Below are 24,731 nucleotides of genomic sequence, written 5' to 3' on the forward strand. Positions count from 1 at the left end.
GTTACAGCCCCCATTCTAAAGCGAGTTGACGAGAAACCTGCAAATTTTTTCTTGCCGTTTCGCTTGGTGTTAATGGCTGCAGACTTTGGAACGTATTATTTTGCGTAATGCTTGGTTTCAGATGGGCAGCCATTGCTTTGGCAAGCGCATCATAATCGATAGTTTGTGCGCCAATTTTCGGGATATCATAATTTGGAATAACCTGTGATCCCTGTGGCAGTCTGAGCAGTTCAGGTCCATTTTCTCCGACCCATGTCCATCCGGATTTCATGACAGTGCCTCCATCGGCTAAGCCTGGAATAGCCGCAGATTTCGCCACTCCTCCTCCCGCTCCAGTCATGGTCGAATCCCCGGTTCTATTCCCTGAATAACCACCACCGCCAGGGATAGCATCCTTGATTGAACTGACAATATTACTGACAAAACCCTTGACCTGATTGTACAACCAGCCTGCTCTGTTCTTAATTCCATCCCAGATTCCTGTAACAAAATTTTCCCCAGCATCAACAAAGTCTTCTGCAAAGTCCTTTATGCCATCAACAACATCGCCCATATACGCAAGAAAGTCGTCCTTGATTTTGATCATGCCTTCCACGACCGTCTTCTTTGCTTGGTCGAAGCCGGCTGTGAACAACCCTTGAATTTTTGTCCAGGTATTTGTGAAAAATGTCACGATTTCATTCCATTTCGTCTGAATGGCTAGAACAATTGTAGAAACGGCTGTAGTGACCAGTGTTTGAAGCGTGTTCCAGGTCGTAGTAAAGAACGCTACAATCCCATTCCATACGGTGTTCGTAGTTGTTTGAATTGTATTCCAGGTTGTAGTAAAAAACGCAACGATCCCATTCCATATGGTGTTTGCTATCGTTTGAATCGTACTCCAGGTCGTGGTTAAAAACGCTACAATCCCGTTCCATACCGTGTTCGCAATCGTTTGGATCGTATTCCAAGTCGTAGTAAAATACGATACGATCCCATTCCATGCATTCTCAATAGCTGTTTTGACTGTGTGCCAAGTGAAATTCAGGTAACTGCTGAGAGCATCCAGTGCACCTGTAAATACTAGAATGATCCCATCCCAAATCATGAAGAATGCATCTTTCAAAGCAGTCCAAATGAGCTGTGCATCTGCTGAAAGCTGTGTCAGAATACCCGTTACCAGATCATAAATGAATGTAATGGCACCGAGGAAGATCGTCTTGATCATCTCCCAAAGCCCCTCAAAATACAATTTGACCCCGTCCCAAATCTGGATCAAGCCTTCACTCATGATGGTGAATGTGCCTATAAACGATTCAACAAATGGCGCTACAATCTCCATAATCGCAGATACGATCAGATTCCAAGACTCGGTGGCAACTTGACTAATACTCTCCCACAGAGCAGTAAGATACGTTTTAATCTCATCCCAATGCTCTTGAATCAATAGAGGTACCCCGATAAACGGAGCAATGACCGCTAATATAACCGTTCCCCATTCAGCGAAAAAGGCTTGCATCCATGTCCATGTATCCAAAAAGAACTGCTTGATTCCTTCCCAAGCAGCCATGGTGACACTCGTAATTCCATTCCAGAGATCGATGAAAAATGCGCTGATTGGCTCCCAATTTTCATAGATGAGGTAGGCTGCCACGGCAAGAGCTGCTATCGCTGCGATGGCTATGCCTACAGGCCCACTGAAGAGCGACATCACCGTTCCTACTTTGGAAAACATACCCGAGATTGTATCGAAGGCTTGGACAATCGAGCCAACTGTAGTAATCAGAGAACCAAGTCCAATTAATACGGGTCCAATTGCGGCGGCAAAAACCCCAACCCCAACAATGATTTTCTGTGTTTTTTCATCGAAGCTGGCGAACCACTCTACTACGTTCGTCACGAGTTCCACAATATCTCGGAAAACAGGGAGAAGAATATTAGCCACCTGCAAGGATACACTCTCGATCGCACTATTAAGCTCGATTAACCCGCCCTTGGCATTGTCCTGCATAATATCTGCCATCTGCTTAGCTTCACCAGTAGAGTTGTTGATTGCATGAGAGAGATTGTTGTAATCTGCCTCTGACGCTTGAATAATCCCCAACATACCCGACATAGCATCTTTTCCGAACAGTGTCGAGGCGTATGCTGCCTGTTGATCTGCGTCTAGACCACCAAAAGCACTACGCAAATCTTGCATGACGGTATCGAGGCTCTTCATATTCCCCTGGTTATCGGTCATGCTAATCCCTAGCTTGTTCATGACAGCAGACATCTCTTTAGTCGGACTCGTCATGTTGTTCAGCGCAGTTTGTAATGAGTTCCCTGCTTCTCCTGCCTTGATTCCGGCATTGGACATCAAACCTAAAGCGATCGCTGTATCTTCCGCACTGTATCCTAAAGCCCCCGCAACAGGTGCAACTGTTTTGAATGACTCGCCAAGCATAGCGACACTCGTGTGTGTCTGAGACGATGCTGCAGCCAAAACATCCACAAATTGTCCTGATTGACTGGCAGACAGCCCGAATTCTTTCATAGAAGTTGTGACGACATCTGAAGCCTTTGCGAGGCTCTCTCCTGATGCTGTAGCCAACGTCATAACACCGTCGATGCCACTCAGCATTTCTTGCGAGCTCCAGCCAGCATCCGCCAAGCCCTTTAATCCTTCAGCCGCTTCTGTCGCTGAGAATTTTGTGTTCTTTCCCAGTTCCTTTGCTTTTTCTTCGAGTGCCTTAAAATCGCTCCCGGTCGCTCCAGTAATCGCTTTGACCTCACTCATGCTTGCTTCAAATTCCATGCCTGCCTTTAGTGCTGATGTTCCAAAATCAACAATCGGCTGGGTCACTTTCTTGAACCCGCCTCCCACATCGGATAGTTGCTTTCCGGTGCCTTGAATCGACTTCCCAACCGCTTCAAAATCTGTTTTCATTTTCGCTGCACTCGCTTGCAACGAATTCAGTTGTTGTTCAGTCGCCAGTAATTCGCGCTGGAATGCACGGTACTGCCCTTCGTTGATCGTTCCATTAGCAAATTGCTCGTTTACCTGTTGCTGAACTGATTGAAGGCGTTGGAGTCTCTCACTTGTAATCCCGATGGCGTCCGCAAGCAACTGGCTTTTTTGAGCAAGCAGCTCTGTATTTTTCGGGTCCATCTTCAGCAAATCATCGACTTGCTTTAGCTCAGATTGTGTATCCTTCAGTTTTTTATTTACATCGGATAGGGCTTGCAACAAACGAGTTGTCGACGCCCCTATCACGACAGTAATACCGTTAATCGTCTCGGCCATTCTTCCTCACCTCCTTATCTGCCGTAAAACGCTTCAATATCCGATTGGTTTGCATTTCTCGGCTCGTCCTCCCTTCCCCCTGCATAGCTTTTAACCAGATCAAACAAGTCGCGGATACGGAGGTCATTCATCTCCATAAAGGTAAGACCAATCCTTTTGCCTACAGAAAGGATGTCCATTTCCGGCCTTTCACTCGCCTTACTTGCTTCTTTGCTGGAATGCTTGCTTGGACTTGGAACGAAAAAATCCGTCCGCCGCTTCCTCCAGTACAGTCATGAGAAATGATTGATCGGAGAAGTCAATGGAATCAAGAGAGCCGACCCATTCCATAAAAGATGGGAACTGCTTTCCATATGCGTCCGCCTTCGCCATTGCCCAAATGAGCTGCAGAATGGCTACCGAATCGATTTGACTAGGATCATTTGCTAGATGCTGCATTTTCACCAGATCACCAAACAGATCGGCCTTGAATTCCTGACGGTAAAAGAGAAGAGCCAGGGGCGTTGCCCTGACTCTTACTTGTTGGTCACCAATCGTTAACTCACGCATTATGCTCCACCTCCAGCAGGTGTAAAGGTAGGTGTGTAAACAGTAGTGAAGAAGGTATTGTACGCTTCTGCATTCGTTTCGTTTAACTCAAGATCACCTTTGACCAGCATCTTGCCTCCGATTTCAACAGGAGAAACAGCAATGCTCAACAAATCCGTTGCGACTTCTACGGCTTCTGCTTTTGTTTTCCGTTCCTTCGCAGGACGCGCTGCTTGGCAATCGTAGTAAGCAAAGCGACGATTTTTTGCATCACCCTGTACTTGTCCGAGCAAAGCAAACTTTTTCGGGACAGCATTTGAGATTTCCACCAGCATTCCATTCGAATCAATTTCCCAACCGAGCATTTCAGCCAGTACTGCATCTGGTACGAGTGCCATCTCCAATTCACCGTTATATCCATTGTTGCTTGTAATTACGAAATACGCTGTGTTATCAGCATAAAAGGTAGATGCTTCCCCTTGTGCTTCTGGTGTCCAACGCACCGCTCCGGGAATAGCAATCGGTGTTTTCCATGCCAGTTTGTCCTTTACCGTTTCATCCACAAATGCAATATGAACCTTTTCCAGTCCGAAAGTAACTTTGTTAGTAGCCATGATAATCCTCCTAATAATTATAGTTGTTTAATGATGTAGTCATTTCAGCAGTTCCGGCGGCTGACGACGCCTGGTTAATGATTTCCTGTATTTTTCTATAAACTCTTCATTTTTCCACCTCCATGGCTGAGCATTTGAGCACACAAAAAAGCCACTCGGCTGCCCGAATGGCTTTTTTATTGGCTTGCCCTTATTTTATCAAAACTTCTATTGTCACATTTAAAATCGCTTGTAGTGTAAATATGTGTAAAGTTTTGTAATACTAATCTTTCACCTTTTGCTTGCTCTGTTTTTACGTATAAGCTCATCCTAACTAACCACAAAAAGCCGCTGCAATTTCCAGAGGATCAAGTGAATTAGATTAAAAAAATGCCCCCAGGATTTCTCCTGAGGGGATGTTGATGGCTGTAAATTAACTTTGATGACTAGGGTCAAGAGTCTTCGTCACTGTATATTTCGGTGCCTCGTCTAATGCAACGATGTCCTGGTTAATAAACAGTACGATTGTTTGCCCCCCATAAACTACTTGTATCGACCAACTGTCCACCCTGTTAAAAGGAGGTGTAAGTGTGTCAGGCGTCCCGCTTTGGTTAATCGTTACAATTCCTGTACCTTGGTCATAGGCGGCAGAATAACTCACTCCATAACGCGTTATACCTGATACCTGTGGATTGCTCGTATCAAGAATAACATTGCTTGCACTGAAAGAATCTCTCTCCTCCGGGCTAATGACAAAGATGTGGTTCGGTGGATCCGGGAATGTTACCAATGGGCTATTCTCGACTTATCCACTTCTAACGAGCGGTTTCGTTCGAGCCTACACCGTGCGGGCGATTTTCATCGCACACGGCGTTCCATCAACGGAAAATGAAGGCTGCTACAATGGGCAATTTTATTCTAGCAAGGCTTACTGTCCTCGTCCCCTAACTTAGGTTAGGGCGGCACAAAAATATCCTCAGGACTTTTCCAGAGGGCTGTTTCAATACACCGCTGATTGTATCATCAGGCAATCAACACAGAATAAACAGAGGATAAGGAGCACCGCTTCATTCATGTATGCCGAAATAAAAAAGAGCCGGTCAATTGACCAGCCCCCAAAGCTTTTCCCACCACGGTTTAGGTTTTTCTACTTTATACCGACAAGTAAACTTTGTTTCAACGCTCATGGGCGAATCTTTTCCCTTGCCTACTGCCGTTACAATTCCTAGATAGTCTCCATTTGTCGTGTCTTCTTTAACATTTAGCCAAACGGCCACTTCTTTTGTTTGACCTGCTGGTAGCTCAAACGGCTTTTCATTTACGATTAGACCACCACTACTAGTTAAAGTGAAGGTTTGTGTATCATCACCATCATTTTTTACTTGGAGATTGATTAACAATTTATTAGTCCCAGGTTGCACGATATCAGACACTTTTACTACGCCGGGAATAATCGAAACTCCCACTTTTCCCGCAGATGCTACTCCAGTGGACAAGGCCATTACCAGAACCATTGTGGTTACTATCTTTTTCAGCATGTAAGTCCTGACCTCCTTATGAATCAAAAAGGGCATCACAACTGATGCCCTTACGCTTGTTTATCGTGCAACTGGTCCCATCGACCAAGTGAATGGAAGCTCATAAACCCCTGGCTGGGTTCCTTTTCCAAACTCAAATTGCAGATTTACCTGCTTTTGTTCACCAGGACGGAAAGGTGCTTCTTCCAAAATGTAGCTGCTTTGGTTTGCAACCATCGTATTCACAGAATTGCTGCTCGTGCCACCTTTGCTAAGATTGGCACGTACCAGCAGCTCGCCTGCATTTTTTGGCTGAGTCTGTAAGGTGGTCAAGTTCCCTGGGACACTAAATTTTGTGACGAGATCAGCATCTGCAGCACCCGTATTGGTAATTTTCACTACACCCTGAAGCTTCATGTTACCATTCTGCGAGTACTCGACACTTTGGGATGTCGTTACTTCCTCCACCGTGAGGCCAGTAGCAGGTTGTAAAATTTCAAGACGGAATGTAGTTGTTTCTGCGTATGAAGCAGGTACGACTGCGAGGGAAAGCAGCATTGCCATTCCCATACCTGCCAAGAGCGACTTTTTCTTCAAAACCAAACCAATCCTTTCTGTTTATATGCATAAGGATAGTCTGACTAGTTGTTTCTATCTTTTAACTATTATAGCACATTTATACAAGAATGGGACCTTTTACTCACCCACTCAAACGTGATTCGCAAAAGACCGCTGAATTTATCTAGGTTTTAGTTTCTTGACCGCGCTACATACGTAAAGATTGGGTCCCTTAGCTCAAATTCATAGGTTTCTCCATTGACTATTCCAACGACCTTCTCACTGTCATATAAATCGAGCAAGAAGCCAGCCATTTGTTCAGCCGTATGGAACTTAGGAATGGCACCTGCATATTCAAAATGATCAATATCAAAGGAACGCTTTGCAAATTCTGTCTCAGTGGCTGCAGGGGCCAAAACTTTTACTTGCATGGGTGCCCCTTTCTCACTCAACTCTTGCGCAAGACCTTCGGTAAAGGCACTTACATAGAACTTTGTTGCGCAATACGTCACGGCATTGGCAATAATTTTGTACCCTCCGCCTGAAGAAATGTTGATGATTTGGGTTCCCTCAACATCTGCATAGTCACGTACATAAAGAGAAGACAGAATTGTTAATGCTTCGATATTCAAGTGAAGCATGGACTCTATTTTATTTAAGTTTTGTTCCCCAACAGAAGCAAAGTTTCCGAATCCGGCATTGTTAATCCATGTCTCAATCTCATAAGACTGTAGACTGTAGTAAAACTCATGTATATTTGTATTCGCAGATAAGTCAACCGATTTTATGATTACATCCAATCCTGGGTTAATGTCAGCCACTTTTGATTTTAATTTTTCTAATTCCTCTGTCCGACGCGCTGCTACTATTAAGTTTTTTCCGCGAGTTGCAAAGGCAAGGGCTGTTTCATATCCAATCCCTGAGCTTGCTCCAGTAATTACCGTATATTTCACACAAATCCCTCCTAAATTCCTTCATTAACTCCTCTTGAGAATGAATATGTAGCTGATTATACTGATTAGAGTCAACTCTAAGTCAAGAGTATAAAATCACTGGGGAGGTTCTGTATGTACACCATTGGTGAAGCAGCAAAAATATTAGGAATAAGCTCACATACATTACGGTATTACGAAAAGGAAACAATTATCATCCCTGATCGCGATGAGAACGGAGACAGACGATATAACGATTCACATATTCAATGGCTGCAATTAGTGATCAAGTTAAGGGAGACACAAATGCCTATTTTGACAATCCAAAGATACGCTTCGCTGTTTTTGGAAGGAGATCAAACCACCCAAGCTCGATTACATCTGTTAGAAGAACATAAACGCTCTATCAAGCAACAAATAAGAACATTAAATGATGTTGATGCTATGCTAGAACGTAAAATCGTTGCTTACAAAAATTACATCAGTAAGCATAAGCAAAATGATTTCAAAAGCTGATTTCAATACCGTACTTTTCTCCAGTATTGCCGCGTTTCTTCTTCACGTACGATATACCCAAGCTTGATAAGCTCATTTCGAAGCTCCTTACCATCTTTAGCGTCTTTTTTTTTCAGCGCAATTTCTCTTGCCTTCATTAAGGCATTTGCAGTTGTTGATAGATCAGGCGTATCCAGCACCCAGCGTTTATACTCATGTTTAAATGGGTCCCCCTCTGTTGACCAGGAATAATCATAACTTTTGAAGGCATCCATCACCGTACTGGGGGATTCATCAATTTTGTCCCGTGCGAGCTCATGTCCTGATTTGCCAAGGATCACCAGCTGTTTCCCATCTAAGAAAACCGTGTCGATCTCTTTTCGCACGATTGTTTGCTTGTGCCCATCTTTATCAAGTTGAACTTCTTCATCCGTAATGGTTACAACAAGCAACTCCTTCACCGCGACAGCGGCAACTACTAGTCCTACGATTAAACCCAGAAGCGCTAGAAGCAGATTCACCCAAATGCCGCTAAAGTAGTTGACCAGTTTCAATGGTCCCTCAAATGGCACCCACGGGAGCTTTAAAGCCCAGGCTGCGATTTGCGGCAGGAAGTAGCCCACGACAACTCCTGCTGCGCCAAACCCACCATACAGAATAATTCCTGTTGTCGTAGAAAAGCCTACAACCGTTTTTTTATTGTGTAATGAAATAGATCCCGTCATTTTCGTTCACCTTCCGTCGTTTAAGAGATTCGTTTCCTTCGAGCTGAAGACGGCTTTTTCAATAATGTTTGTGAGTTCGATACTATAGGTTTCTAGATCAACCTTCTTTGTTATCGAATTGTTAAGCGTATATTCACCAATTCCGCCTTGAATCAAATTGCACATAACATCAACATTAAAATTTCCAAAGACGCCTTGTTCTTGGCCATCATACAGGATTTGTCGAAGCTCCTTCATAATTAGATCTTCTTGATCATCACTTAACTTATAGTACGGGATATTGTCCGGTGTTCTCGCATTAAAAATAATTTCTAACAGGGCTATATTACGTTCACGATGGGTACCTTGATAAGCCAGACTTGCTACTATAAATGCATGCAGTTTTTTCTGAGGAGTATCCTCTTTACCTACTCTCTCCAATATGTAAGTAGTCGACCTTTCTAAGAGGTTCGTTAGTAAATGATTCATCAAATCACTTTTATCTGAAAAGTGGTAAGAAATCAGCCCTGTGCTTATATCCGCATTTTTTGCAATCTGAGCGAGACTTGCCTTTACATAACCAATATCGTCAAGTGTTTTGATTGCAGCTTCTATAATCTGTTCACGTCTTGCTTCAGCGATAAACGACTGTCTTCCTTTTTCTTTATTAGCGTCCTTCATTACACTCACACCCTCATTTAATTGATCATTCATTTTTTTATTTGATCAGTTAATCAAATAATACCATAAAAATACATATGGTCAATGCTTTTCACTTTTATTCATTTACACATTTTGGAACCATCCGTATTTCCATACGTATTAGTTATAAAGATCAAAAGGGGGCTTTTTTCATGCAATATCAAGCTGGAGGGACTATCATTACTTGCCCATGCTGTAAACATACCCACTTTGACAAAGACTATCGTCAGCTAAATACTAGGGGAGCTACCTTCTTTGGACTAGACTGGACAAACAAAGAAGCGACAATTCTCATTTGCAACAAATGCTCATATATCCTCTGGTTCATGCAGGAACCTACAAGCTGATAAACGGGTATCTCACGGGGGCTTTGAAGCCTCTTTTTTCTGTCACAGCATGAATCTTGACTCGGGGATCTACTTTGAGTATGTCGGCGTAGTATCTCAAAATGCTGCTCTTGCTTATGGTAGTGATGGTAGGGGGAATGGCAAAGACCTTCCTGGTGGTAATCCTCCACCTCCGCCTGCCTATCGCCCTACTCCAAGGTACTACATCGTGACTTGGTAATTTTATTTTCTGAGTAAGCCTCCGAATCTTGGGGGCTTTCTTCCCTTCATTTCTTTTTTGTTAAATACGACTCAGTCAGGAGTTTGTTAGCTCTCTGCCCATTGCTTAAAAACTCGAGTATTTCATTCAGATTCTTTTGGCCACCAGCTGCCACAAAATTTCTGTCTTCCAATCTGCAATGTCCCCAATCATTCTCGCTTCTTTCTACAAGATAATTATCAAAGGGTCTTCTGCTCCTCCAATTGGTCGTGGTGTAAAAAGAAAGAGGGGCTGCGTTTGCAGCTCCTCTAGAAAAGCGAAAATCGTTTGTTTATTCAATGGACACGGTAAGATTCGGTGATACGTCAGAGCTTGGAGTGGTGGAAATAAATGTGATTGTTGGCGAAGAAAGAGTACTAGTAACCACGTACCCAGGTACAACATCAGCATTCAGCTTCATAGCGATTCTTGCCGCCACCTGATCAGGAAGCAGACCAGCTGTAACTTCTACAGTGTACGGTACTCCATCAACTTTTACAGTGATGTTTCCAGTTCCAGTTGCTCCTGTTTGCACTGTGAAGGTTGTTGATTCTGTTTGTCTATCGTTTCCGCCTGAAAGAAATGGTCCCGTTAACATAGCGATCTGAAATGGATTGGAACTAGTAACCATGAAGGTGTTCCCATCTGTTCCTTCCTCATAGTACGTAATCGTGATTGTCGATCCAGATCCCGATGCATCCACCTTTGGGTGGTTGTCGATTAAAGTGATTAGCTCATCCATTGTACTGAATGTGTTGCTACCATTACCACTTGTTGCTTTGATATAGCTTGTTCCTCCTACATTGACTCCATCCCCATTCGATGGCGCTCCGTACCCTAGTTGAGACGATGCTTTCGAGCCTGGAGAGCCTTCAATCGTATTTCCTTGCGTTCCTGTTACTCCTAGATTGCTATTCTCGTCTTATCCCTTTCGGTTTTATAACGAGCCTACACCGTGCAGGCGACTTTCATCGCACACGGCGTGCTATCAACAGATAGAGGATTCTCCTTTCGCTAGAAATTTACAATGGGCACAGTCATTCTATCAGAATACAATCAACAGATAATAAACAAGGAAACTTCAGATGAGTCCCGTCCGCTGCTTCTAGGTTCACGATTGTAGCTGTTGCTTGTATACTACTTGCTGTCTATATTATCTCGAAGCTCAAGCGTTAAACTTTTCCCCATAAAATAACGTGTTAAATATTACTATACAGTTGTTCATCTCTTGTTCATGTTCAAGACGTACACTTACAAGCGTAGTCAAGAAATGGTACAGGAGATGATCTTTCATGCTCGCAGCAGCAGTGATTTTTATTAATCTGGCTCTCATTGCATATACGATTGGCGTATGGAGTGAAAAACGTTCTGGAGAGCTAAAGATGAAACACCTTGTCTTTTTTGGTTTCGGTTTAATATTCGATACAATCGGAACGACGTTTATGAAATTGCTCGCAGACAGCCCTGGTCTAAATTTGCATGGAATCACTGGTTTGATAGCTTTGATCTTAATGTTCTTCCATACCGTATGGGCATGTGTCGTTTTATGGAAAAAGAAAGAAAATCAGATCAAGCAGTTCCATAAATTCAGCCTGATTGTTTGGTGTTTATGGCTGGTACCTTATTCCATTGGTGTGGCTTTGAGCTTTATCAAATAGGTAATGCCCACGTTGGTTACATTCTTTTTTGAATAGCACAATCTCAGAAACGAATAACTTTAGTTAGCAGACAATCCATCAACAGCCCTCGGGAAATTCCCCGAGGGTATTCTTTGTTTCCTCCTTGCTGAACCGTTTTGTTAATTGGATGCATGTTTCTGACCACTCCGCCTGTTACGTCCTTCCCCTCGCCATTTAAAAGCGGTGGCAAATAAAAAATACGTGCCCGAGCGACTCGGACACGTAAGCGTCAAAGTCGCAGCAGACACGTATTTACACGTTACATAGAAGACTGAGGATCAAAAATTATCCAATCGAACCTTCCATTTCGAACTTGATTGCTGGTAGCATGTACAGAGCTTCAAAGCGGTTCACAAACATTGAAAAAAAGGGATTTGAGTAAATTAACTTATCACAACTCGGAATAGCTTTTCTTAGTATTGTGGGCAAAATGTGGGCAAACAGAAAAGCCTCGGCAACGCGCCGGGGCTTCCAGTGCTACTCATAACTAACCTTCATTATGTCCAAAAAAGGGATTTTCTTTGTTACCCCGTTCTCATCTACATGGACTAATCTGGTTCGTGAATCAAGCTCAATAATCCGTCCATGTACTTTATCATCCATTCCCCAAACAGATAAAGTTCTCAAGTCCCCATCTTCTTTTGCTTCTACAAGCTGATTCCCTAAGTCCTCTAATTCAAATTCGTCCCGGGTTGGACGTTTCGGTGCTTTCGCTTTTGACATACCATTTCCCCTCCTAGCCTTTAACTTCGGTTATGTTGTCAATCGAAATCCATTGGACATCCTCATCATTTACCAGCTTAATACGTCTACTGTTCTGATCAATCCATTGTACTACGCCCCACATTTCACAGGTACTCCCCAGCTCGCCTTTTACGGGATTCCACCAAATCACGGTTATTGCGTAATCTTCGCGTGCAGAATCACGAATTATATATAGAAGGAATCCAACTCGTCTTGTTCAATGTTGGGCATTGCCACAAGCTTATCGTCTTTCTTCATCTGTAAGTAGAAGGCTCGCTGCTCTGGTATCACAAAGCGAATCGAAAGTGGATTATCTATCTTGCTCGCCATCTACCTGGCTCCTTTCTTTCCCATGCTTCCAGTACCGTCATTGTGTCCGGATTGGATCGCTGCCACTCAATGTATTCCTCGCGTGCCAAGACCTCCAAGACAGTCATAATCCCGCCTCGATTCCGTCCTGTCTTGATACACAATTCGTCTACTGTTGGTGTACGCCGTCGACCGGCTGAGTAGTTCCCGATCACTCTGAGCACCTTTCTCTCGATGTCAGACAGCATGCAGGATCACCACCGACTGCACCGCTAAGATGTTGTCGATTAGGAAGACGCGCGCGGCGCTCGCCTTGTAAGGCAGTATGCTTTCAAACTGTCACCTACAATCGTTAGCGGCCGCAAACTGCGCATTGTAGTCTTGCCGTCTTTACCTAAATAGATGACTTGAATGTGCTGCTGAAGCTCTATGGCGCGCTGCAGTTCCTTTACCAATTTGTCTGCCTTCAAACAGGAACGTTTGTTCTGCGTTATATGCGAACAACATCCGAACATGCAAATACTAATTCTGTAAATGTCAGACAAATGGTACAATGTGGAAAAGGCGGTGGACAATATGAAACTAGGTCAGCGCAAACCCAGTCTAAAAAGAAGGATAACAGCCAAGACCAGCTTGAAACGTCAGGTCGTCCATCGCACGGGATTAAAAATGCCTCGTGGCTGGGGGTGGTTGAGGAACCCAAAGAAGTACGCATACAATAAGGTGTACCAGCGAACAACGTTTGATATCTTTTCGCTGATAAAAAAGCTGTTCAAATAACCATTATTCTTTGTTTCAAAGATTCAGAAGGGAGAGTCAGCAATGAAAGCTACTGGAGTGGTTAGAAAAGTTGATGAACTAGGACGGATCGTTCTTCCCAAAGAGTTACGAGACATCTTTGATATAAACATCAAGGATCCATTGGAGATTTACGTTGATGATGAACGTATCATTTTGAAGAAATATGAACCAGCATGTGTATTCTGTGGGAATGCTTTAGATACTTTCCATTTTAAAGGGAAACTGGTCTGTTCATCATGTATTCGTGAAGCAAAATCTGAATTAGAGTCATAATAAAAAAGCCCTCCCCGGGCATAAATAAAAAAGGAAGGGCTTCTCTTTCCTTTTGATTTCTCTCTTCCTACCTAAACTGAAAATATTGAAAACATCACCCTTAATACGTGATGGGATCATTTTCAATTCACGAAAAAATTAACCAGTGATTTTAATCCCCAAATAATCATTACAAGAATAATATACTCCCCAATCTTGTATCTCCATGTTGTCTTCTTTTTAGTGAATATGTATTTGATAATAATGAAAAAAAATATTCCTGCTGCAATTCCTATTAAATCATTAAAGCTAAAAACACCTGTGTACATGCTCCCCCCCCCTTACGTTTTGATCCTCAAATAAAAGGGGAGGCTTATTTCACCTCCCCTTTTATTACTTTACAGTCCAGTGATCAATTTTGACCGTCCCATCATCCTCAACTTCAAAACGAACCCGATATTTCCAACTATTGTCTTTACCTGTTTTGCTTACGTAAACTAGAGAAATTTCTGTTCCGCTCTTTGGAACCCCTGCAGAGATAATATCACCCCATAGCGGTATTTGCTCTTGCTCCATATATCCTAGCACACCAAAAGCATAATCTGCATACTGAAATGGTTTACTTCCTCTATCTTTGAGCTTTAATAATCTTGCCATATAAGGTAATTTACCACCGAGTTGGAAACTGACATACGTGCCGTACCCTTCAGCTGCCTTTTGAGCAAACTTTCCAGAGTATTGATTCCACCATGTCTGTTCAAAGTTTTGCGTATAGTAATACAGATCGGGTCTTTTCATTACGACAAGTCGCCCTTTATGTATCGTATATTCTAGTGGCATTACATCACCAATATAGATCATGTTGGTTTTTTTCTTAATAACATCATCGCATCCGCAATCTTCTCTAAACGGGGTTATCTTGCCATCACTATCATTATCACTATCAGGGAGTAGATCAGAGCTGTTCACCCACGTTTTGTCAATAACTGTTTCCTTGTTTAGAACTTTTTCATTACCCTGCGATTCATTAATGACTGTACTTGGTTCCTTTGCTAATGAGACGCCTGGCATTGCAAAAATTGCGACACATAAAAGCGATAGAATAAACTTCTTCAAAACATTTCCCTCCTTGCTGAATGGGGGGAACTGATCTGCAAAAACAATTTTTCTTGGAGAAGAAGGAGGGCATCAATATTTCTGTAGTTGTTCTGTTGCACGGTCAAGCAGCGTAAACACCAGCCAAGGCAGTTCCTCCAGAACGCCTTTCGGATCGTCTATTAGTCGCTGCTTCCATGTCTCAGGATCGTTTAGCAATCCTTTTGCAGCCAGGCTGTCTATCGCTTTTAAGCCTGATTCGCGTTCCCAATCTTCCAACTTCAATGGTATTTCTTTATCCACAGATTTGTCAGACTTATCAACATCGTACTTTGCGAGTCCGTGCTGTTCGATCAACGAGATGAGCTTTTTCGGGTACTCGGGATCAGTGGCATACCCTCCATCCTTGATCGCGTAACATGCCGTCTTGTAGTCGACGCCTAAAACTCCGTGATACCTGGTAGGCTTGTCCCTCGTGCCGTTTAGGATCAGCGCCGAGTGGTTAGCAATTGATTCGGACCAGTTGTTGTATTTGCGGAAATTAGCGTTTGTCTTTATCGGTTGCTTATTAACGTATTCAGTTGTAGGCATCAACACGCTGCCAGCCGTCCCTGTTCCTTTAATCCCAAACAGGTTGTTAGCGTTGACAGCAAGACCACTCTTTCCCCAATTGCTCTCCAAAATAGCTTGTGCAATCGTTAGAGAAGCAGGTACCCTTGTGCGCCGCATGTCCTCTGCAGCTGCAGGCGCGATCTTGGCAATAAACTCTTGTTGGGTCACTCTGCATCAACCTTTCTTTTCTCCGCTGTTTGCTTCCATAGCTGATGTGTCAGACTGGCAATACCAGCAGCGAGGATGCCCTGCACTACACTTTCAACCGATACCGCTTGCAGGATACCGCAAGCCAGCGCTACACCAGCTACAGTTAAGAACCACGGAATCATCCAATCCTGTATCCGTGGCGTTCGTTTTAAGAAGTAGCCGATTACCAAGAGAACGACAACGACAATTAGTGCTTTGTCTGCCATATATTGCTGAGCCAACGCTATGAGGTCAGTTTGATTCAATGTCCTACACCACCTTTAATGAGATTCAAAATGAGAGCAACGGCACCGATCGCTGTACCGATCATCCATTTCTTGTCGTCTTTGTTTTGCTTCTTGTCTTCCTCGATCTTCTTCTCCAATTCATCCAGCCGCTTGCTCAGCTCATCGATTCGTTTATGCGCAGCCTTCGTACTTTGCAGGGCTTCGTTAGCCAGCTTATCGGTCTGTTCTAGCTTGCCGGACATGCTGGACAACTGCTTGATCTCAGTCTCGATCTTACCGATTGCTACTAGAATCTCGGTAATCCCCTTTTGTAAGTCTTTGATTTCGTCCACGGTCCTTCCGCCCTCCTCACCCCCTTGGGGCAATAAAAATAGCCCCGATCAGTTCGAGGCTTGCTCACTTTCATGGTGAAAAAATACCCTCGGGAGATCCCGAGGGCCGTTGATGGATAATTAATTTTTAGTAATATCCAATACCATTTCTTGTGTGTGTTTTGAATCAACAGTAACGAAAAATTTATACGTTCCTGCTGTAGGCATTGTGTAAGATCCTAAGTCAAAAATGATTAACTGTCCTTTACCAAGAGTAATATTAGGAATAGTAATTACAGAGCCATTAATTTTATCAGCACCAATTTCATTACGATCAGAAGCAATGTAATACAAATCGGTTGCATCTGGAGTGAAGACATCATTCAAATCAAAAGTTAGAGTCGCGTTTTTTAATGGCTGGGTGGTGAGAAATTTTGGCATAAGGTATTGGGTGGAGCCTTCAACGAAATGGTAGGGATATTGACCATTTAGATTGTCTTGCAAAGTGAATATTGGGTCAGTATAGCTATTCTCGACTTATTCCCTTCTGTGTGAGGGTTTTCGTTCGAGCCTACACCGTGCGGGCGACTTTCATCGCACACGGCGTTCCATCAACGGATAAACGGTGAAAATTTACAATGGGCATTTTTATCGTACAACATCTATATCTGTGTTGACATAGGTTGTTTTCGACAAAAATACACGGAGCCACATTTGTAGCTCCCTATAAAAAACACCCTTTCAACTTGAAAGAGTGTTACGCCAAAGGCTTACCGTCTGTACCCAGACCCATAGATTCCAGATCAGTTTGTACAGCGTCCTTCAGGTTTGCAGGAATCTGGTCAAATGTACGGCGACCATTGATAATCAAGCTTACGCATACCAATACCATTGTTTTTTCACCTCCTTTCAAGCATAAAAAAATAAGCCATATCCATAGTCGTTGAAGCATGTCGCGTGCCTCCTTCTATGTGGGCTTATGTCAGTGGTCCGGTGACCATTTCGTATAGTTGCAAAACGGCTTCCTGGGTATCCAAATTTGCCTTTTTGTTTTCCTCGGTTGCAGTTTCTAGCTGAGCGATTCTGTCTTCTTCTGGAATAGGTAGAGTAATGTATTCATACCACAGCTCTTTCGTTTGTGGATTGATATACAAAACCGCGCCTTTACCTCCAGGCGTTTGCGGCTCTGGTAATCCTTCCACAATTACTCCCCGTTCAAGCGTTTCCTGATCCAACTCGGAAGGGAAAGAGTGAATAAGTGTCACCCGCGCCTTTGAGTCATTTACTTTTTCATAACCGATGTACATTGTGCAAGGCCCCTTTCTACTTAATTTTGTAACGGAATTTCATACGACGAATTGCTGTTGAACTCAAAGTGATAAACGTGGAGTCAGAAGCAATTCCCCTGAGAGGATAAGCACTTTCGTACATGCCAACGACTTTGAAATCAGACAATCGTATCTTGTACCAGTAACGTGTTCTGGTAGCGTAACCATAATCACCAATGATTCTTACTGCGGCTTCCTCCCATGTATTCGTTGTGCCCATGGTAATTGGTGCTTGATTTAAACGGGCACCTGATCCGGAAAAGTCATAGTATATAAATTGGTGAATGTTGTCGATATAACCCATTGTGTAAACTTTATTTGGGTTAGAAGGGTCTGCAACTGGTTTGATTAAATCACCCGAAAAGTTCGACCAGACAAGGGTGCCGTCTAGGGTGAACTTGTATATATAAGTAGACACACGTATATAAAAGTGAGTAGGTGATAAATAGCCCGCCGATGCTCGGTTTGATGTCGTTGTATTCGTCAACAGCCAAAAGTATGCAGAAATATACATCACCGACAAAGGTTATAAATGTATCTCATCTAATGAACTGTATTGGTTGAATCTCCCAATATTGTTAGACCAAAATTCAGTGGAGTCTTTAAAAATTGGAAAGAGTTTCTCCAATGGTTTTGCTATCTTCACTTTAGGCTACTCATTAGAAACCGCCAATCTCCGATTGCATCAGAGGAGTAGTCATCCTGATGAAACTTTGGACAGGCAGCCAACCGATGAAAAATATAACGATGTAATTAACTTTATTACCGACTTCTTGTAATCCGTACCGTCACCTGTCTGCTTACCTACAGACAGGTGTATTGTTTTCATAATATCAAATATGAACTCGTAACTAGTACTTTTCTCTCCACTTCCGCCAATTATGCTGCTGACTCTTTTTCTTACAATAGCTCAAGCTATTTACGCGTTCTTTAGATTGGGAAATCACGCATTTTTTAGACTGCAATATGACAACCCTTGGAGCAGGGTTAGGAGCGAATGATATAGTATCTGCCTTAGGATTTACATTCTGCAACCTATCAGCCCACCATTTTAACGTTTTCTTTAATGATTCCAAAAGCATTGTATCGTCCTCCCTCTGAGTTTTTCTGTCATACGCTGGTTCTGTGCTCTGTGTAAAAAAGAAAGGTCCACCCAGTTGCCCAGGCGGTATGAAAGGGTTGCGAAAGATGAGCAGTTTTCTGCACAACAAAAAACAACCGCCTAGGTTCTCCCTGAGCGGCCATCTCATCGTGCGTTACCTTGATTATACTAGTACGATTATTATTTCTGCAAAAAACGTCCAAAACGTCAGACGTGTCCGAAGTGTCAACCTTTCAGACGTTACTCAACAGAGGAGTTTTTATTTTTAAGAGCTTTTTTTGCTATTCTTGAATCTATACTTAGCTTAAAAAATATTGATGTCATCAATGCTGTCATTACTAAAATTATATAAACAATATTAGTTGAAAAAAAAGTACCTATGATTTCTGTAATAGAGTACGATGACAAAATGAAGACCAAAATAAAAGAAATAAATCCAATCACCGGCGCGAATGATGTAGCCAAAGTACTACTATCTGAATCTTTATAAGTTGCATACACCTTTTCAACTACTGTCTCTTCATGTTCCAATAAGTTTAACTCCATCTGCATATCTAGTAATCGCTGACAGTAATCAAGTTTGTTTTCATGGGACAGAAAATTAGAATCCATTATTTCCTTAATTAAATAATCTATAATTGCATGTAACGAATCTACATCTTCGAATTTAACATTATAACGTTTGGCGGTAGCTATATGAATAGCTTTTAATATTTGAATTGAAGGTAGATTATCTTCAGGAATACTATATTTTATACTATTAAATATTTCTTTGTTAGCTAAACTCACTTGCTGGAAGTAACTCTTTTTCCCTTTAATACGTTTATACAAATCAGTTACATAGAAAACCAAAAACCCAGTTATTATACTTGTAACCCAGCTACTATTGATAAAATTTAGAAACCATTCCATAAAAAGCCCCGCTTCATATAAAATTTATCCAGATATTGGTCTACGTTTATAATTATACTTGAACTAGCGACCAATACCCATATTTTTCAGAAATATGACTTTTGCGTCTAAAAAGCCGCCAAGTTCTTCCCCGAGCGGCTTTTTTATATGTGTTATCAATATGCAAGAAACATATTCGTTTAAGAGCCTAGTAACTCCTCACTATACAGTTCCCTTGCCAAGCGGTTTACAAGATCCCGCTTAATTTCATTTAACCTTTGACGTGATACACCAACGTGCCGAGCAATACTGTTCATCCGCATTCCGTCCATCATGCATTCTAAGACGGTTCGGTGCTTGCTATCGCCCAGGCCGATAGCGAAATCATTAATCTGTCGCACTTTGTTTTCAAGGGTTTTCATACGCTCGATTTGCTTTTCATACCGTTCTTCCGGAATTGTCATCGTAGAAAGGCGCAAACCTTTCCCGTTTGGCATACCTGCAGCATCACCATAGGTTGCGACCAATTTTTGCTGAATAGCGGGATTAGATGCGATCGCATTGTATATCTCTTTTGCCAAACGATCAATTTCCTTGACCATCCAATGGTAGTCCTTTATTTCTTCTTCTACCTTTTGAACAACCTCCAGCGCTGGCTCCAGGTTGATAAAAGCGAGTTGCCCCCCCTGCTCCAACAATCCTTGATTTTCAATCAAATACTTGTCCCATTCCGAGCAGATCTCGATTTTACCAACGTGGAGGTTATGAACGCTGCAGAACGACTTTTTGCCCCATTGTGTTGCTGGGCAGGTTTCGCATACCTTTTCGATTAGTTTGTCTTTCATCTTCCTGCCCCCTTTCTTTACTTATTCTTGGATTTGCTACTAGACACATGAAATATTTTGTTAAATTGAAGCTAGCATAAATGAGGTACCATTAAATGTTGGTACTTTCGTGAATTCATTTCAGCACCTAAAATGACCGTATAAATAGTCGAGGTGATGACTTTGCTGTACTTATTCAATGACAATCTCAATCCTTTCGCACTTGTGTTGCTCTACATTCCAATACTCGCATTTCTTATTGGATTGGTTTGTTCGTACCTTTTCAAGAAAAAGTACCTTGGTGCTGTTATTTCATTCTTTTTGCCTTTACTCTTCACAACAACCAGCTGGGATACATTTATCGTTAACATTGACGCTTGGGTTTTATGGGGATGCTTCTATGCGTTCGTTGCATGCTTGGGTATCCTTATTAAGAAGAAGACTCGATACAGTTAAACTACTCAATTTCTCTTATGTTAAATGAACATGGTTGATATTTTTCTTTGCAGTCGGAAAAGTTACTGATAAAGGAGTGACTTTTCGATGCGGAATTTGATCATCTTATTGGGCATCTTTTTGTTTTCGTTTATTACCACAAACATTCATGCAGCAGATTCACATCCAAAGCCACCGATCAGGGATATTATCAATTCGATAGATCACTGGATCCGAAAAGATTGGACACTTGAAAAGCATATAAGGCATGAATGTGAAGCACATGAATCATGGAAAATTCCTCGTGGACATAAACGGCTTAGGAATTTCAAGATTGATACTGTGACACACGTTGGCGACGGTTATTTTGTTGTCGCCACATATGACTACGATGGAGTTAAATGCGTAGCCACCGCTAAAGTGAACAAACAAAACGATATTTGGGTTAATCAAGAATTTAGGTTTAATTATCACAAGTGATGTTTTGATAAATTAACTGCTTTCTTCACGCAGGAATTTCCATCTCCATGTCCTATTTAATCAGGTAAAGGAGATGATCTGATGACTGAAATAAAAAAGATCGCTTATAAGAAATTAATTCATCAAGCTTTCCTTGACCTAAAAAACAGTGGTGCTTATGATGAGGCTACCTTTTATAGAAATTTCCGTATAGCACATGCATTCCATAATCTCGCAGAGTTTATCGTCGTAGATTTTGTTGGCTTCAATGAAGATGAATTTTGGTCTACAGTCGGCGCTTTAGCCTCTCAATTTGATTTGCACCATTACAGAAAAATTTTCGATGAAACCGTTACGGAAAGGTGAGGTTCCAAGATTTCTGATGTCTTTTCATTGGAGCGATCTTAACAAATCGATTGCTTTGTTAACTCCTTAACCGATGATTCTTTTGAAAACAACTACTGTAATTCAAGACATATGAGCTGTATAATTTGATTGCCCATTGTTAGTTTTCTTTTTTATCCGTTGATGGAACGCCGTGTGCGATGAAAGTCGCCCGCACGGTGTAGACTCGAACGAAAACCCTCAAAAAGAGAAGGGAATAAGTCGAGAATAGCTATACTGACCCAATATTCACTTTGCAAGACAATCTAAATGGACAATATCCCTACCATTTCGTTGAAGGCTCCTCCCAATACCTCATGCCAAAATTTCTCACCACCCAGCCATTAAAAAACGCGACTCTAACTTTTGATTTGAATGATGTCTTCTTTCCAGATGCAACCGATTTGTATTACATTGCTTCTGCTCGTAATGAAATAGGTGCTGATAAAATTAATGGCTCGGTAATTACGATTCCTAATATTACTCTTGGTAAAGGACAGTTAATCATTTTTGACTTAGGATCTTACACAATGCCTTCTGCAGGAACGTATAAATTTTTCGTTACTGTTGATTCAAAACACACACAAGAGATGGTATTGGATATTACTAAAAATTAATTATCCATCAACAGCCCTCGGGACAACCCGGGGGTATTTTTCGTCCAAACCGAAAGCTCTCCCCTGCCGCCAACTGCCTCACTATTTAACAAATCGTGTGTATTGTAAAGTTATTAATTCGCCCCTTATGACTCGGTGTCATTGTATTGGTATAATTACACCGAGGTGATTAGATGACGATGAACAAAAAAGGTTCAAGAAAAATCGTCGTAGGACAGGAAAGTTACAGATGGCTGATTTCTCCTGCTACTAAAGGTCTCTTAGTGTTTACTGCCGAGCACACAAATTACAAAGGGCAAATTATCAGGGTCTATATCGAATCAGATGTAAACGAGTATTGGGCTGATTTTCCACATGTTGAGCAACTAAATGTAAGGATCATTAAGCCTGCTGACGTTTCAGAGATTATTTCACAAGCGGTTTCTTTAGGTTGGGATCCAAAAAGAAAAGGTTCGCCATTAACTTTTAACCTGATTGGAACTCATTTGAAAATAAGAAATTCTTAATTCAATTGAGCTTGTGTTAAGTCTCTTTTTTTGTCCCAACCGATTTCAACTGACTAAACCAGTTTTCTCTTCTTCCTCCATTGCCAGCTCATCCACATGCCCTGCTAAGCAGCCCAGACAGCAGAAGTGTTCAACGGATGGATTCTTACTTACCAGGATCCATTCAGGCTTGTCCGCCACGATTTTCTCAATGTGCAATTCACGATAACCTCCCCTTTCATGAAAACGACATTTGCCGGTTGGCATCTTCAATTTCTCGTAAGAGCTTACCTTGTGGTCTCCAGCTGCTGATGTATTCTTTTGCTTTGTCCATATCGAGGACACGAGTGTTCTTGTACGATTCGACATTAAAGTAGCCCTTGAAGTCAGACCACAATGACGAGAATACTTTCCCGCGCAGGCTCCTGTCCCGATAGGCTGGCCCGTCTTTGCCTTCCAGTATTGAAATGACCTGCTTTCTTCCCAAATTCGTCAACTCCAACTGCTGGCCATAGTCGACTGTCTTGCTGACTTCCAATCGTTCGACCCGGCTTTCGATCTCCTGTTGTTTCTGGTCCAGAAAGAAAATCGCCTTTACTTCTGGGCTAAGATTAGAAAATGGATTTTGAATGGTTTGCTCCATTTCCTCAAACTTTGTCACGTAGGCTGCCGTGAAGAGAACGCCTTTTTCTCCTGTCAACTTATTTGCAACCATTTCGCAACCTTTACGGGTAAGGAGGTAGCATTTCAATTTGCGGCCGGTGGTATCCTGATAGGTGGTTTCGATGAAGAAATCACTCACCCCAAAATTGGGGGCAGTGGATTTTGAAAGGATAGCAACATACCCGTCGATATCTCTCAATAAATGGTCATGCCTCTTTTCCACCATTTCCCCAACTTCTCTACTGTCTACTAGCAATTGACCGTTCTGATTGATGATTGTGAGCTTATCCATACCTTCGCTCCCTTCTGTCATTAGTGAACAATCGTTAGGTTCGGTTTGCTTGGCTCCAGCTTCGCTATGCGACCAAACTTATCGGTATGGGCCGTAAATGTGGGCATAGCTCCAAACCACTTCTGGAACGTTCCGAACATAGCCCTCGGGTTCTCATCAATGAATTTCATGACCTCACGCATGAATTGATCAAAAAGATAGGAATCTTGTTGATGTTCAATCTTGTTAATAAACACACCGTCCTGAAATGCTTCGAAATCCAATTCATCGGGAAGTTCGGCTATATCTTGGCTTGTTCGATTGGGAACCCCATCCCAATAGTGCAGTCGTTTCTCAAGTGTGATCAAAGAAAGGAAGTCAGATTTTCTCATACGGTTTGTCGTAAACCACAACTCAATTTGCTCTCGAAAAGACATCTCTTCTAGTTCAGTTGTCTCTTTGAGAGTGATCATTGCTTGATTCCTAAAGCTAATATCCTCAAGGATCCTCTCTGCGAAGGCACCTTTCCTTTTCCCTGCCTCATCCGCCAATTTGCCATACTGTTTTTGAAGTTGACTCAGTTTGTAGTGGATTTGATTGTATTTCCGTCTGATTTCACTACGCTTTCTCTCGTACAACCGAAGGGCGATGAAGAAGTTCAGTGGATTATACGACGCCCGGTGCCTAACCGCTTCTATCCACCCTGTTACTATACTAGTGATATCCGCATCGACTCCCCGCTCTTCTGCCGCTTCCCAAATGGCAGTCTCACCATGTTTTTGCAAAGTCTGAAAGGTAGCCATCTTGTGGAAGGTGTGTTGAATTTTACGAGCGTATTCTATATATAAGAGCGCGTCATCTTTCCATTCTGATTGCAGTGTTTTAGCGTACCCCATTGCTGTTTCGTTAAGCTGTACAAGAGCAGCATTTATTTCTATCTTGTTCATCCTCATCACCTCAGAAATAATTTTTGGAATAATATGCCTCGATAATGACAATGGTTATTACAACCGTTTCGCCTAAAGATCGAGATTTTTACAACCAGTTATCACAACGTGTGATGTCTTAATTCAAGTAATCTAGGTCCCAACTTGATAAATTTCTAACTTTAGTTAGTAGACTTATCTATCACCGCATTTATACTGAAATTGCC

At 42.2% G+C, this 24,731-nt stretch carries 35 protein-coding genes and 1 pseudogene; 8 read left to right on the forward strand and 28 right to left on the reverse strand.

The features are described from left to right. Position 1 precedes the first annotated feature (1 nt). From ADS79_RS27680 to ADS79_RS27705, 8 genes are all read right to left on the reverse strand, one after another. On the reverse strand, positions 2 to 3,265 hold the full coding sequence (locus ADS79_RS27680; RefSeq protein ID WP_049741674.1) for a phage tail tape measure protein: 3,264 nt from the start codon (positions 3,263 to 3,265) through the stop codon (positions 2 to 4). Between the two features lie 14 nt (positions 3,266 to 3,279). Then, positions 3,280 to 3,444: a hypothetical protein gene (locus tag ADS79_RS35750; RefSeq protein ID WP_162839552.1), complete on the reverse strand. Its 165-nt coding sequence runs from the start codon at positions 3,442 to 3,444 to the stop codon at positions 3,280 to 3,282. Positions 3,445 to 3,463: 19 nt separating this feature from the next. Further along, complete coding sequence (locus ADS79_RS27685; RefSeq protein WP_049741675.1) at positions 3,464 to 3,814, reverse strand: hypothetical protein; 351 nt, start codon at positions 3,812 to 3,814, stop codon at positions 3,464 to 3,466. Continuing rightward, entirely contained in the window at positions 3,814 to 4,407 is a 594-nt protein-coding gene (locus ADS79_RS27690; protein ID WP_049741676.1) for a major tail protein, read from the reverse strand. Before ADS79_RS27690 ends, ADS79_RS27685 begins: the two co-directional genes overlap by 1 nt. A gap of 412 nt (positions 4,408 to 4,819) precedes the next feature. Continuing rightward, positions 4,820 to 5,176, reverse strand: coding sequence for a hypothetical protein (locus tag ADS79_RS35105; protein ID WP_141261076.1), 357 nt, complete (start codon positions 5,174 to 5,176; stop codon positions 4,820 to 4,822). 310 nt (positions 5,177 to 5,486) lie between these two features. Beyond that, on the reverse strand, positions 5,487 to 5,924 hold the full coding sequence (locus ADS79_RS27695; RefSeq protein WP_049741677.1) for a COG1361 family protein: 438 nt from the start codon (positions 5,922 to 5,924) through the stop codon (positions 5,487 to 5,489). 60 nt (positions 5,925 to 5,984) lie between these two features. Next, positions 5,985 to 6,500 carry a COG1361 family protein gene (locus ADS79_RS27700; protein WP_141261078.1) on the reverse strand — a complete coding sequence of 172 codons (516 nt, stop codon included), beginning with the start codon at positions 6,498 to 6,500 and terminating at the stop codon, positions 5,985 to 5,987. 152 nt (positions 6,501 to 6,652) lie between these two features. Then, entirely contained in the window at positions 6,653 to 7,414 is a 762-nt protein-coding gene (locus ADS79_RS27705) for an SDR family NAD(P)-dependent oxidoreductase (RefSeq protein WP_049741679.1), read from the reverse strand. A 114-nt stretch (positions 7,415 to 7,528) separates the two neighbouring features. On the opposite strand from ADS79_RS27705, the gene ADS79_RS27710 reads away from it, so the two are divergent. After that, entirely contained in the window at positions 7,529 to 7,909 is a 381-nt protein-coding gene (locus ADS79_RS27710; RefSeq protein ID WP_049741680.1) for a MerR family transcriptional regulator, read from the forward strand. A gap of 2 nt (positions 7,910 to 7,911) precedes the next feature. On the opposite strand, the gene ADS79_RS27715 is transcribed toward ADS79_RS27710, so the two are convergent. From ADS79_RS27715 to ADS79_RS27730, 4 genes and pseudogenes are all read right to left on the reverse strand, one after another. Further along, on the reverse strand, positions 7,912 to 8,613 hold the full coding sequence (locus ADS79_RS27715; protein WP_049741681.1) for a YqeB family protein: 702 nt from the start codon (positions 8,611 to 8,613) through the stop codon (positions 7,912 to 7,914). 6 nt (positions 8,614 to 8,619) lie between these two features. After that, entirely contained in the window at positions 8,620 to 9,273 is a 654-nt protein-coding gene (locus tag ADS79_RS27720) for a TetR/AcrR family transcriptional regulator (RefSeq protein ID WP_049741682.1), read from the reverse strand. Between the two features lie 634 nt (positions 9,274 to 9,907). Further along, positions 9,908 to 10,078 (reverse strand): annotated as a pseudogene (locus tag ADS79_RS36800) (Imm53 family immunity protein); the annotation flags it as partial. 93 nt (positions 10,079 to 10,171) lie between these two features. Further along, positions 10,172 to 10,621: a hypothetical protein gene (locus ADS79_RS27730; RefSeq protein ID WP_049741684.1), complete on the reverse strand. Its 450-nt coding sequence runs from the start codon at positions 10,619 to 10,621 to the stop codon at positions 10,172 to 10,174. 550 nt (positions 10,622 to 11,171) lie between these two features. On the opposite strand from ADS79_RS27730, the gene ADS79_RS27735 reads away from it, so the two are divergent. Beyond that, positions 11,172 to 11,537: an HsmA family protein gene (locus tag ADS79_RS27735; RefSeq protein WP_049741685.1), complete on the forward strand. Its 366-nt coding sequence runs from the start codon at positions 11,172 to 11,174 to the stop codon at positions 11,535 to 11,537. Positions 11,538 to 12,035: 498 nt separating this feature from the next. Here the strand turns inward: ADS79_RS27735 and ADS79_RS27740 are convergent, their stop codons facing one another. The 4 genes from ADS79_RS27740 to ADS79_RS27750 all read right to left on the reverse strand — a co-directional run bounded on the left by ADS79_RS27740 (position 12,036) and on the right by ADS79_RS27750 (position 12,859). After that, positions 12,036 to 12,281, reverse strand: coding sequence for a YolD-like family protein (locus tag ADS79_RS27740; RefSeq protein ID WP_049741686.1), 246 nt, complete (start codon positions 12,279 to 12,281; stop codon positions 12,036 to 12,038). Positions 12,282 to 12,294: 13 nt separating this feature from the next. After that, positions 12,295 to 12,405 (reverse strand): YolD-like family protein, encoded by a 111-nt coding sequence (locus ADS79_RS36855; RefSeq protein WP_459553845.1) that lies wholly within the window; start codon positions 12,403 to 12,405, stop codon positions 12,295 to 12,297. Between the two features lie 83 nt (positions 12,406 to 12,488). Beyond that, positions 12,489 to 12,632 (reverse strand): hypothetical protein, encoded by a 144-nt coding sequence (locus tag ADS79_RS36335; protein WP_236700126.1) that lies wholly within the window; start codon positions 12,630 to 12,632, stop codon positions 12,489 to 12,491. After that, positions 12,617 to 12,859, reverse strand: a complete 243-nt coding sequence (locus ADS79_RS27750; protein ID WP_049741687.1) for a LexA family transcriptional regulator — start codon at positions 12,857 to 12,859, stop codon at positions 12,617 to 12,619. The genes ADS79_RS36335 and ADS79_RS27750 overlap by 16 nt, the downstream gene beginning before the upstream one ends. 328 nt (positions 12,860 to 13,187) lie before the next feature. Here ADS79_RS27750 and ADS79_RS36340 point away from each other — a divergent pair, with 328 nt between their 5' ends. Both ADS79_RS36340 and ADS79_RS27760 read left to right on the forward strand, forming a co-directional pair. Then, entirely contained in the window at positions 13,188 to 13,391 is a 204-nt protein-coding gene (locus tag ADS79_RS36340) for a hypothetical protein (protein ID WP_084766101.1), read from the forward strand. 42 nt (positions 13,392 to 13,433) lie between these two features. Further along, positions 13,434 to 13,685, forward strand: coding sequence for an AbrB/MazE/SpoVT family DNA-binding domain-containing protein (locus ADS79_RS27760; protein ID WP_049741689.1), 252 nt, complete (start codon positions 13,434 to 13,436; stop codon positions 13,683 to 13,685). A gap of 372 nt (positions 13,686 to 14,057) precedes the next feature. On the opposite strand, the gene ADS79_RS27770 is transcribed toward ADS79_RS27760, so the two are convergent. The 9 genes from ADS79_RS27770 to ADS79_RS27815 all read right to left on the reverse strand — a co-directional run bounded on the left by ADS79_RS27770 (position 14,058) and on the right by ADS79_RS27815 (position 20,285). Beyond that, positions 14,058 to 14,780, reverse strand: a complete 723-nt coding sequence (locus ADS79_RS27770) for a hypothetical protein (RefSeq protein ID WP_049741691.1) — start codon at positions 14,778 to 14,780, stop codon at positions 14,058 to 14,060. Positions 14,781 to 14,852: 72 nt separating this feature from the next. Beyond that, complete coding sequence (locus ADS79_RS27775) at positions 14,853 to 15,539, reverse strand: glycoside hydrolase family 73 protein (protein WP_049741692.1); 687 nt, start codon at positions 15,537 to 15,539, stop codon at positions 14,853 to 14,855. After that, entirely contained in the window at positions 15,536 to 15,826 is a 291-nt protein-coding gene (locus tag ADS79_RS27780) for a phage holin family protein (protein WP_049741693.1), read from the reverse strand. Before ADS79_RS27780 ends, ADS79_RS27775 begins: the two co-directional genes overlap by 4 nt. Next, positions 15,823 to 16,140 (reverse strand): hypothetical protein, encoded by a 318-nt coding sequence (locus ADS79_RS27785; RefSeq protein WP_049741694.1) that lies wholly within the window; start codon positions 16,138 to 16,140, stop codon positions 15,823 to 15,825. Before ADS79_RS27785 ends, ADS79_RS27780 begins: the two co-directional genes overlap by 4 nt. A gap of 120 nt (positions 16,141 to 16,260) precedes the next feature. Continuing rightward, on the reverse strand, positions 16,261 to 16,560 hold the full coding sequence (locus ADS79_RS27790) for a hypothetical protein (RefSeq protein WP_049741695.1): 300 nt from the start codon (positions 16,558 to 16,560) through the stop codon (positions 16,261 to 16,263). A gap of 316 nt (positions 16,561 to 16,876) precedes the next feature. Then, complete coding sequence (locus ADS79_RS36455) at positions 16,877 to 17,011, reverse strand: CD1375 family protein (RefSeq protein ID WP_255323533.1); 135 nt, start codon at positions 17,009 to 17,011, stop codon at positions 16,877 to 16,879. Between the two features lie 85 nt (positions 17,012 to 17,096). Next, entirely contained in the window at positions 17,097 to 17,426 is a 330-nt protein-coding gene (locus ADS79_RS27800) for a hypothetical protein (RefSeq protein WP_049741696.1), read from the reverse strand. A 1,363-nt stretch (positions 17,427 to 18,789) separates the two neighbouring features. Continuing rightward, entirely contained in the window at positions 18,790 to 19,461 is a 672-nt protein-coding gene (locus tag ADS79_RS27810) for a hypothetical protein (RefSeq protein WP_049741698.1), read from the reverse strand. Positions 19,462 to 19,640: 179 nt separating this feature from the next. Continuing rightward, positions 19,641 to 20,285: a hypothetical protein gene (locus ADS79_RS27815; RefSeq protein WP_049741699.1), complete on the reverse strand. Its 645-nt coding sequence runs from the start codon at positions 20,283 to 20,285 to the stop codon at positions 19,641 to 19,643. Between the two features lie 522 nt (positions 20,286 to 20,807). Here ADS79_RS27815 and ADS79_RS27825 point away from each other — a divergent pair. The 4 genes from ADS79_RS27825 (at position 20,808) to ADS79_RS27840 (ending at position 22,665) form a co-directional block, all read left to right on the forward strand. Further along, positions 20,808 to 21,179 carry a hypothetical protein gene (locus ADS79_RS27825; protein ID WP_049741701.1) on the forward strand — a complete coding sequence of 124 codons (372 nt, stop codon included), beginning with the start codon at positions 20,808 to 20,810 and terminating at the stop codon, positions 21,177 to 21,179. Between the two features lie 81 nt (positions 21,180 to 21,260). After that, positions 21,261 to 21,524, forward strand: coding sequence for a hypothetical protein (locus ADS79_RS27830; RefSeq protein WP_049741702.1), 264 nt, complete (start codon positions 21,261 to 21,263; stop codon positions 21,522 to 21,524). A 335-nt stretch (positions 21,525 to 21,859) separates the two neighbouring features. Next, on the forward strand, positions 21,860 to 22,159 hold the full coding sequence (locus ADS79_RS27835; RefSeq protein ID WP_049741703.1) for a hypothetical protein: 300 nt from the start codon (positions 21,860 to 21,862) through the stop codon (positions 22,157 to 22,159). Positions 22,160 to 22,338: 179 nt separating this feature from the next. Beyond that, complete coding sequence (locus ADS79_RS27840; protein WP_236700127.1) at positions 22,339 to 22,665, forward strand: hypothetical protein; 327 nt, start codon at positions 22,339 to 22,341, stop codon at positions 22,663 to 22,665. Between the two features lie 45 nt (positions 22,666 to 22,710). Here ADS79_RS27840 and ADS79_RS27845 read toward each other — a convergent pair whose 3' ends face one another. From ADS79_RS27845 to ADS79_RS27855, 3 genes are read right to left on the reverse strand one after another with little or no spacing between them, the layout of a single operon-like run. Then, positions 22,711 to 22,863 carry a hypothetical protein gene (locus ADS79_RS27845; protein ID WP_236700128.1) on the reverse strand — a complete coding sequence of 51 codons (153 nt, stop codon included), beginning with the start codon at positions 22,861 to 22,863 and terminating at the stop codon, positions 22,711 to 22,713. A gap of 19 nt (positions 22,864 to 22,882) precedes the next feature. After that, positions 22,883 to 23,599: a Rha family transcriptional regulator gene (locus ADS79_RS27850; protein WP_049741706.1), complete on the reverse strand. Its 717-nt coding sequence runs from the start codon at positions 23,597 to 23,599 to the stop codon at positions 22,883 to 22,885. 20 nt (positions 23,600 to 23,619) lie between these two features. Beyond that, positions 23,620 to 24,525, reverse strand: a complete 906-nt coding sequence (locus ADS79_RS27855; RefSeq protein ID WP_049741707.1) for a hypothetical protein — start codon at positions 24,523 to 24,525, stop codon at positions 23,620 to 23,622. Between the last annotated feature and the right edge of the window lie 206 nt (positions 24,526 to 24,731).

This window comes from Brevibacillus reuszeri, from assembly GCF_001187725.1.
In the GTDB taxonomy this organism is placed as follows: Bacteria; Bacillota; Bacilli; order Brevibacillales; family Brevibacillaceae; genus Brevibacillus; species Brevibacillus reuszeri.

Excerpts from the sequence above, each read along its gene's own strand:
- ADS79_RS27685 (WP_049741675.1), bottom strand. The coding sequence starts at position 3,814 with ATGCGTGAGTTAACGATTGGTGACCAACAAGTAAGAGTCAGGGCAACG.
- ADS79_RS27730 (WP_049741684.1), bottom strand. The coding sequence starts at position 10,621 with ATGGATGAGCTAATCACTTTAATCGACAACCACCCAAAGGTGGATGCA.
- ADS79_RS35750 (WP_162839552.1), bottom strand. The coding sequence starts at position 3,444 with ATGGACATCCTTTCTGTAGGCAAAAGGATTGGTCTTACCTTTATGGAG.
- ADS79_RS27855 (WP_049741707.1), bottom strand. The coding sequence starts at position 24,525 with ATGAACAAGATAGAAATAAATGCTGCTCTTGTACAGCTTAACGAAACA.
- ADS79_RS27825 (WP_049741701.1), top strand. The coding sequence starts at position 20,808 with ATGCGGAATTTGATCATCTTATTGGGCATCTTTTTGTTTTCGTTTATT.
- ADS79_RS36455 (WP_255323533.1), bottom strand. The coding sequence starts at position 17,011 with ATGGTATTGGTATGCGTAAGCTTGATTATCAATGGTCGCCGTACATTT.
- ADS79_RS27815 (WP_049741699.1), bottom strand. The coding sequence starts at position 20,285 with ATGAAAGACAAACTAATCGAAAAGGTATGCGAAACCTGCCCAGCAACA.
- ADS79_RS27750 (WP_049741687.1), bottom strand. The coding sequence starts at position 12,859 with ATGCTGTCTGACATCGAGAGAAAGGTGCTCAGAGTGATCGGGAACTAC.
- ADS79_RS36335 (WP_236700126.1), bottom strand. The coding sequence starts at position 12,632 with ATGGCGAGCAAGATAGATAATCCACTTTCGATTCGCTTTGTGATACCA.
- ADS79_RS27760 (WP_049741689.1), top strand. The coding sequence starts at position 13,434 with ATGAAAGCTACTGGAGTGGTTAGAAAAGTTGATGAACTAGGACGGATC.
- ADS79_RS27710 (WP_049741680.1), top strand. The coding sequence starts at position 7,529 with ATGTACACCATTGGTGAAGCAGCAAAAATATTAGGAATAAGCTCACAT.
- ADS79_RS27715 (WP_049741681.1), bottom strand. The coding sequence starts at position 8,613 with ATGACGGGATCTATTTCATTACACAATAAAAAAACGGTTGTAGGCTTT.
- ADS79_RS27840 (WP_236700127.1), top strand. The coding sequence starts at position 22,339 with ATGAACAAAAAAGGTTCAAGAAAAATCGTCGTAGGACAGGAAAGTTAC.
- ADS79_RS27830 (WP_049741702.1), top strand. The coding sequence starts at position 21,261 with ATGACTGAAATAAAAAAGATCGCTTATAAGAAATTAATTCATCAAGCT.
- ADS79_RS27800 (WP_049741696.1), bottom strand. The coding sequence starts at position 17,426 with ATGTACATCGGTTATGAAAAAGTAAATGACTCAAAGGCGCGGGTGACA.
- ADS79_RS27720 (WP_049741682.1), bottom strand. The coding sequence starts at position 9,273 with ATGAAGGACGCTAATAAAGAAAAAGGAAGACAGTCGTTTATCGCTGAA.
- ADS79_RS27695 (WP_049741677.1), bottom strand. The coding sequence starts at position 5,924 with ATGCTGAAAAAGATAGTAACCACAATGGTTCTGGTAATGGCCTTGTCC.
- ADS79_RS27690 (WP_049741676.1), bottom strand. The coding sequence starts at position 4,407 with ATGGCTACTAACAAAGTTACTTTCGGACTGGAAAAGGTTCATATTGCA.
- ADS79_RS27740 (WP_049741686.1), bottom strand. The coding sequence starts at position 12,281 with ATGTCAAAAGCGAAAGCACCGAAACGTCCAACCCGGGACGAATTTGAA.
- ADS79_RS27680 (WP_049741674.1), bottom strand. The coding sequence starts at position 3,265 with ATGGCCGAGACGATTAACGGTATTACTGTCGTGATAGGGGCGTCGACA.
- ADS79_RS36855 (WP_459553845.1), bottom strand. The coding sequence starts at position 12,405 with ATGTGGGGCGTAGTACAATGGATTGATCAGAACAGTAGACGTATTAAG.
- ADS79_RS27835 (WP_049741703.1), top strand. The coding sequence starts at position 21,860 with ATGCCAAAATTTCTCACCACCCAGCCATTAAAAAACGCGACTCTAACT.
- ADS79_RS27850 (WP_049741706.1), bottom strand. The coding sequence starts at position 23,599 with ATGGATAAGCTCACAATCATCAATCAGAACGGTCAATTGCTAGTAGAC.
- ADS79_RS36340 (WP_084766101.1), top strand. The coding sequence starts at position 13,188 with ATGAAACTAGGTCAGCGCAAACCCAGTCTAAAAAGAAGGATAACAGCC.
- ADS79_RS27735 (WP_049741685.1), top strand. The coding sequence starts at position 11,172 with ATGCTCGCAGCAGCAGTGATTTTTATTAATCTGGCTCTCATTGCATAT.
- ADS79_RS27810 (WP_049741698.1), bottom strand. The coding sequence starts at position 19,461 with ATGGAATGGTTTCTAAATTTTATCAATAGTAGCTGGGTTACAAGTATA.
- ADS79_RS27790 (WP_049741695.1), bottom strand. The coding sequence starts at position 16,560 with ATGCCAAAATTTCTCACCACCCAGCCATTAAAAAACGCGACTCTAACT.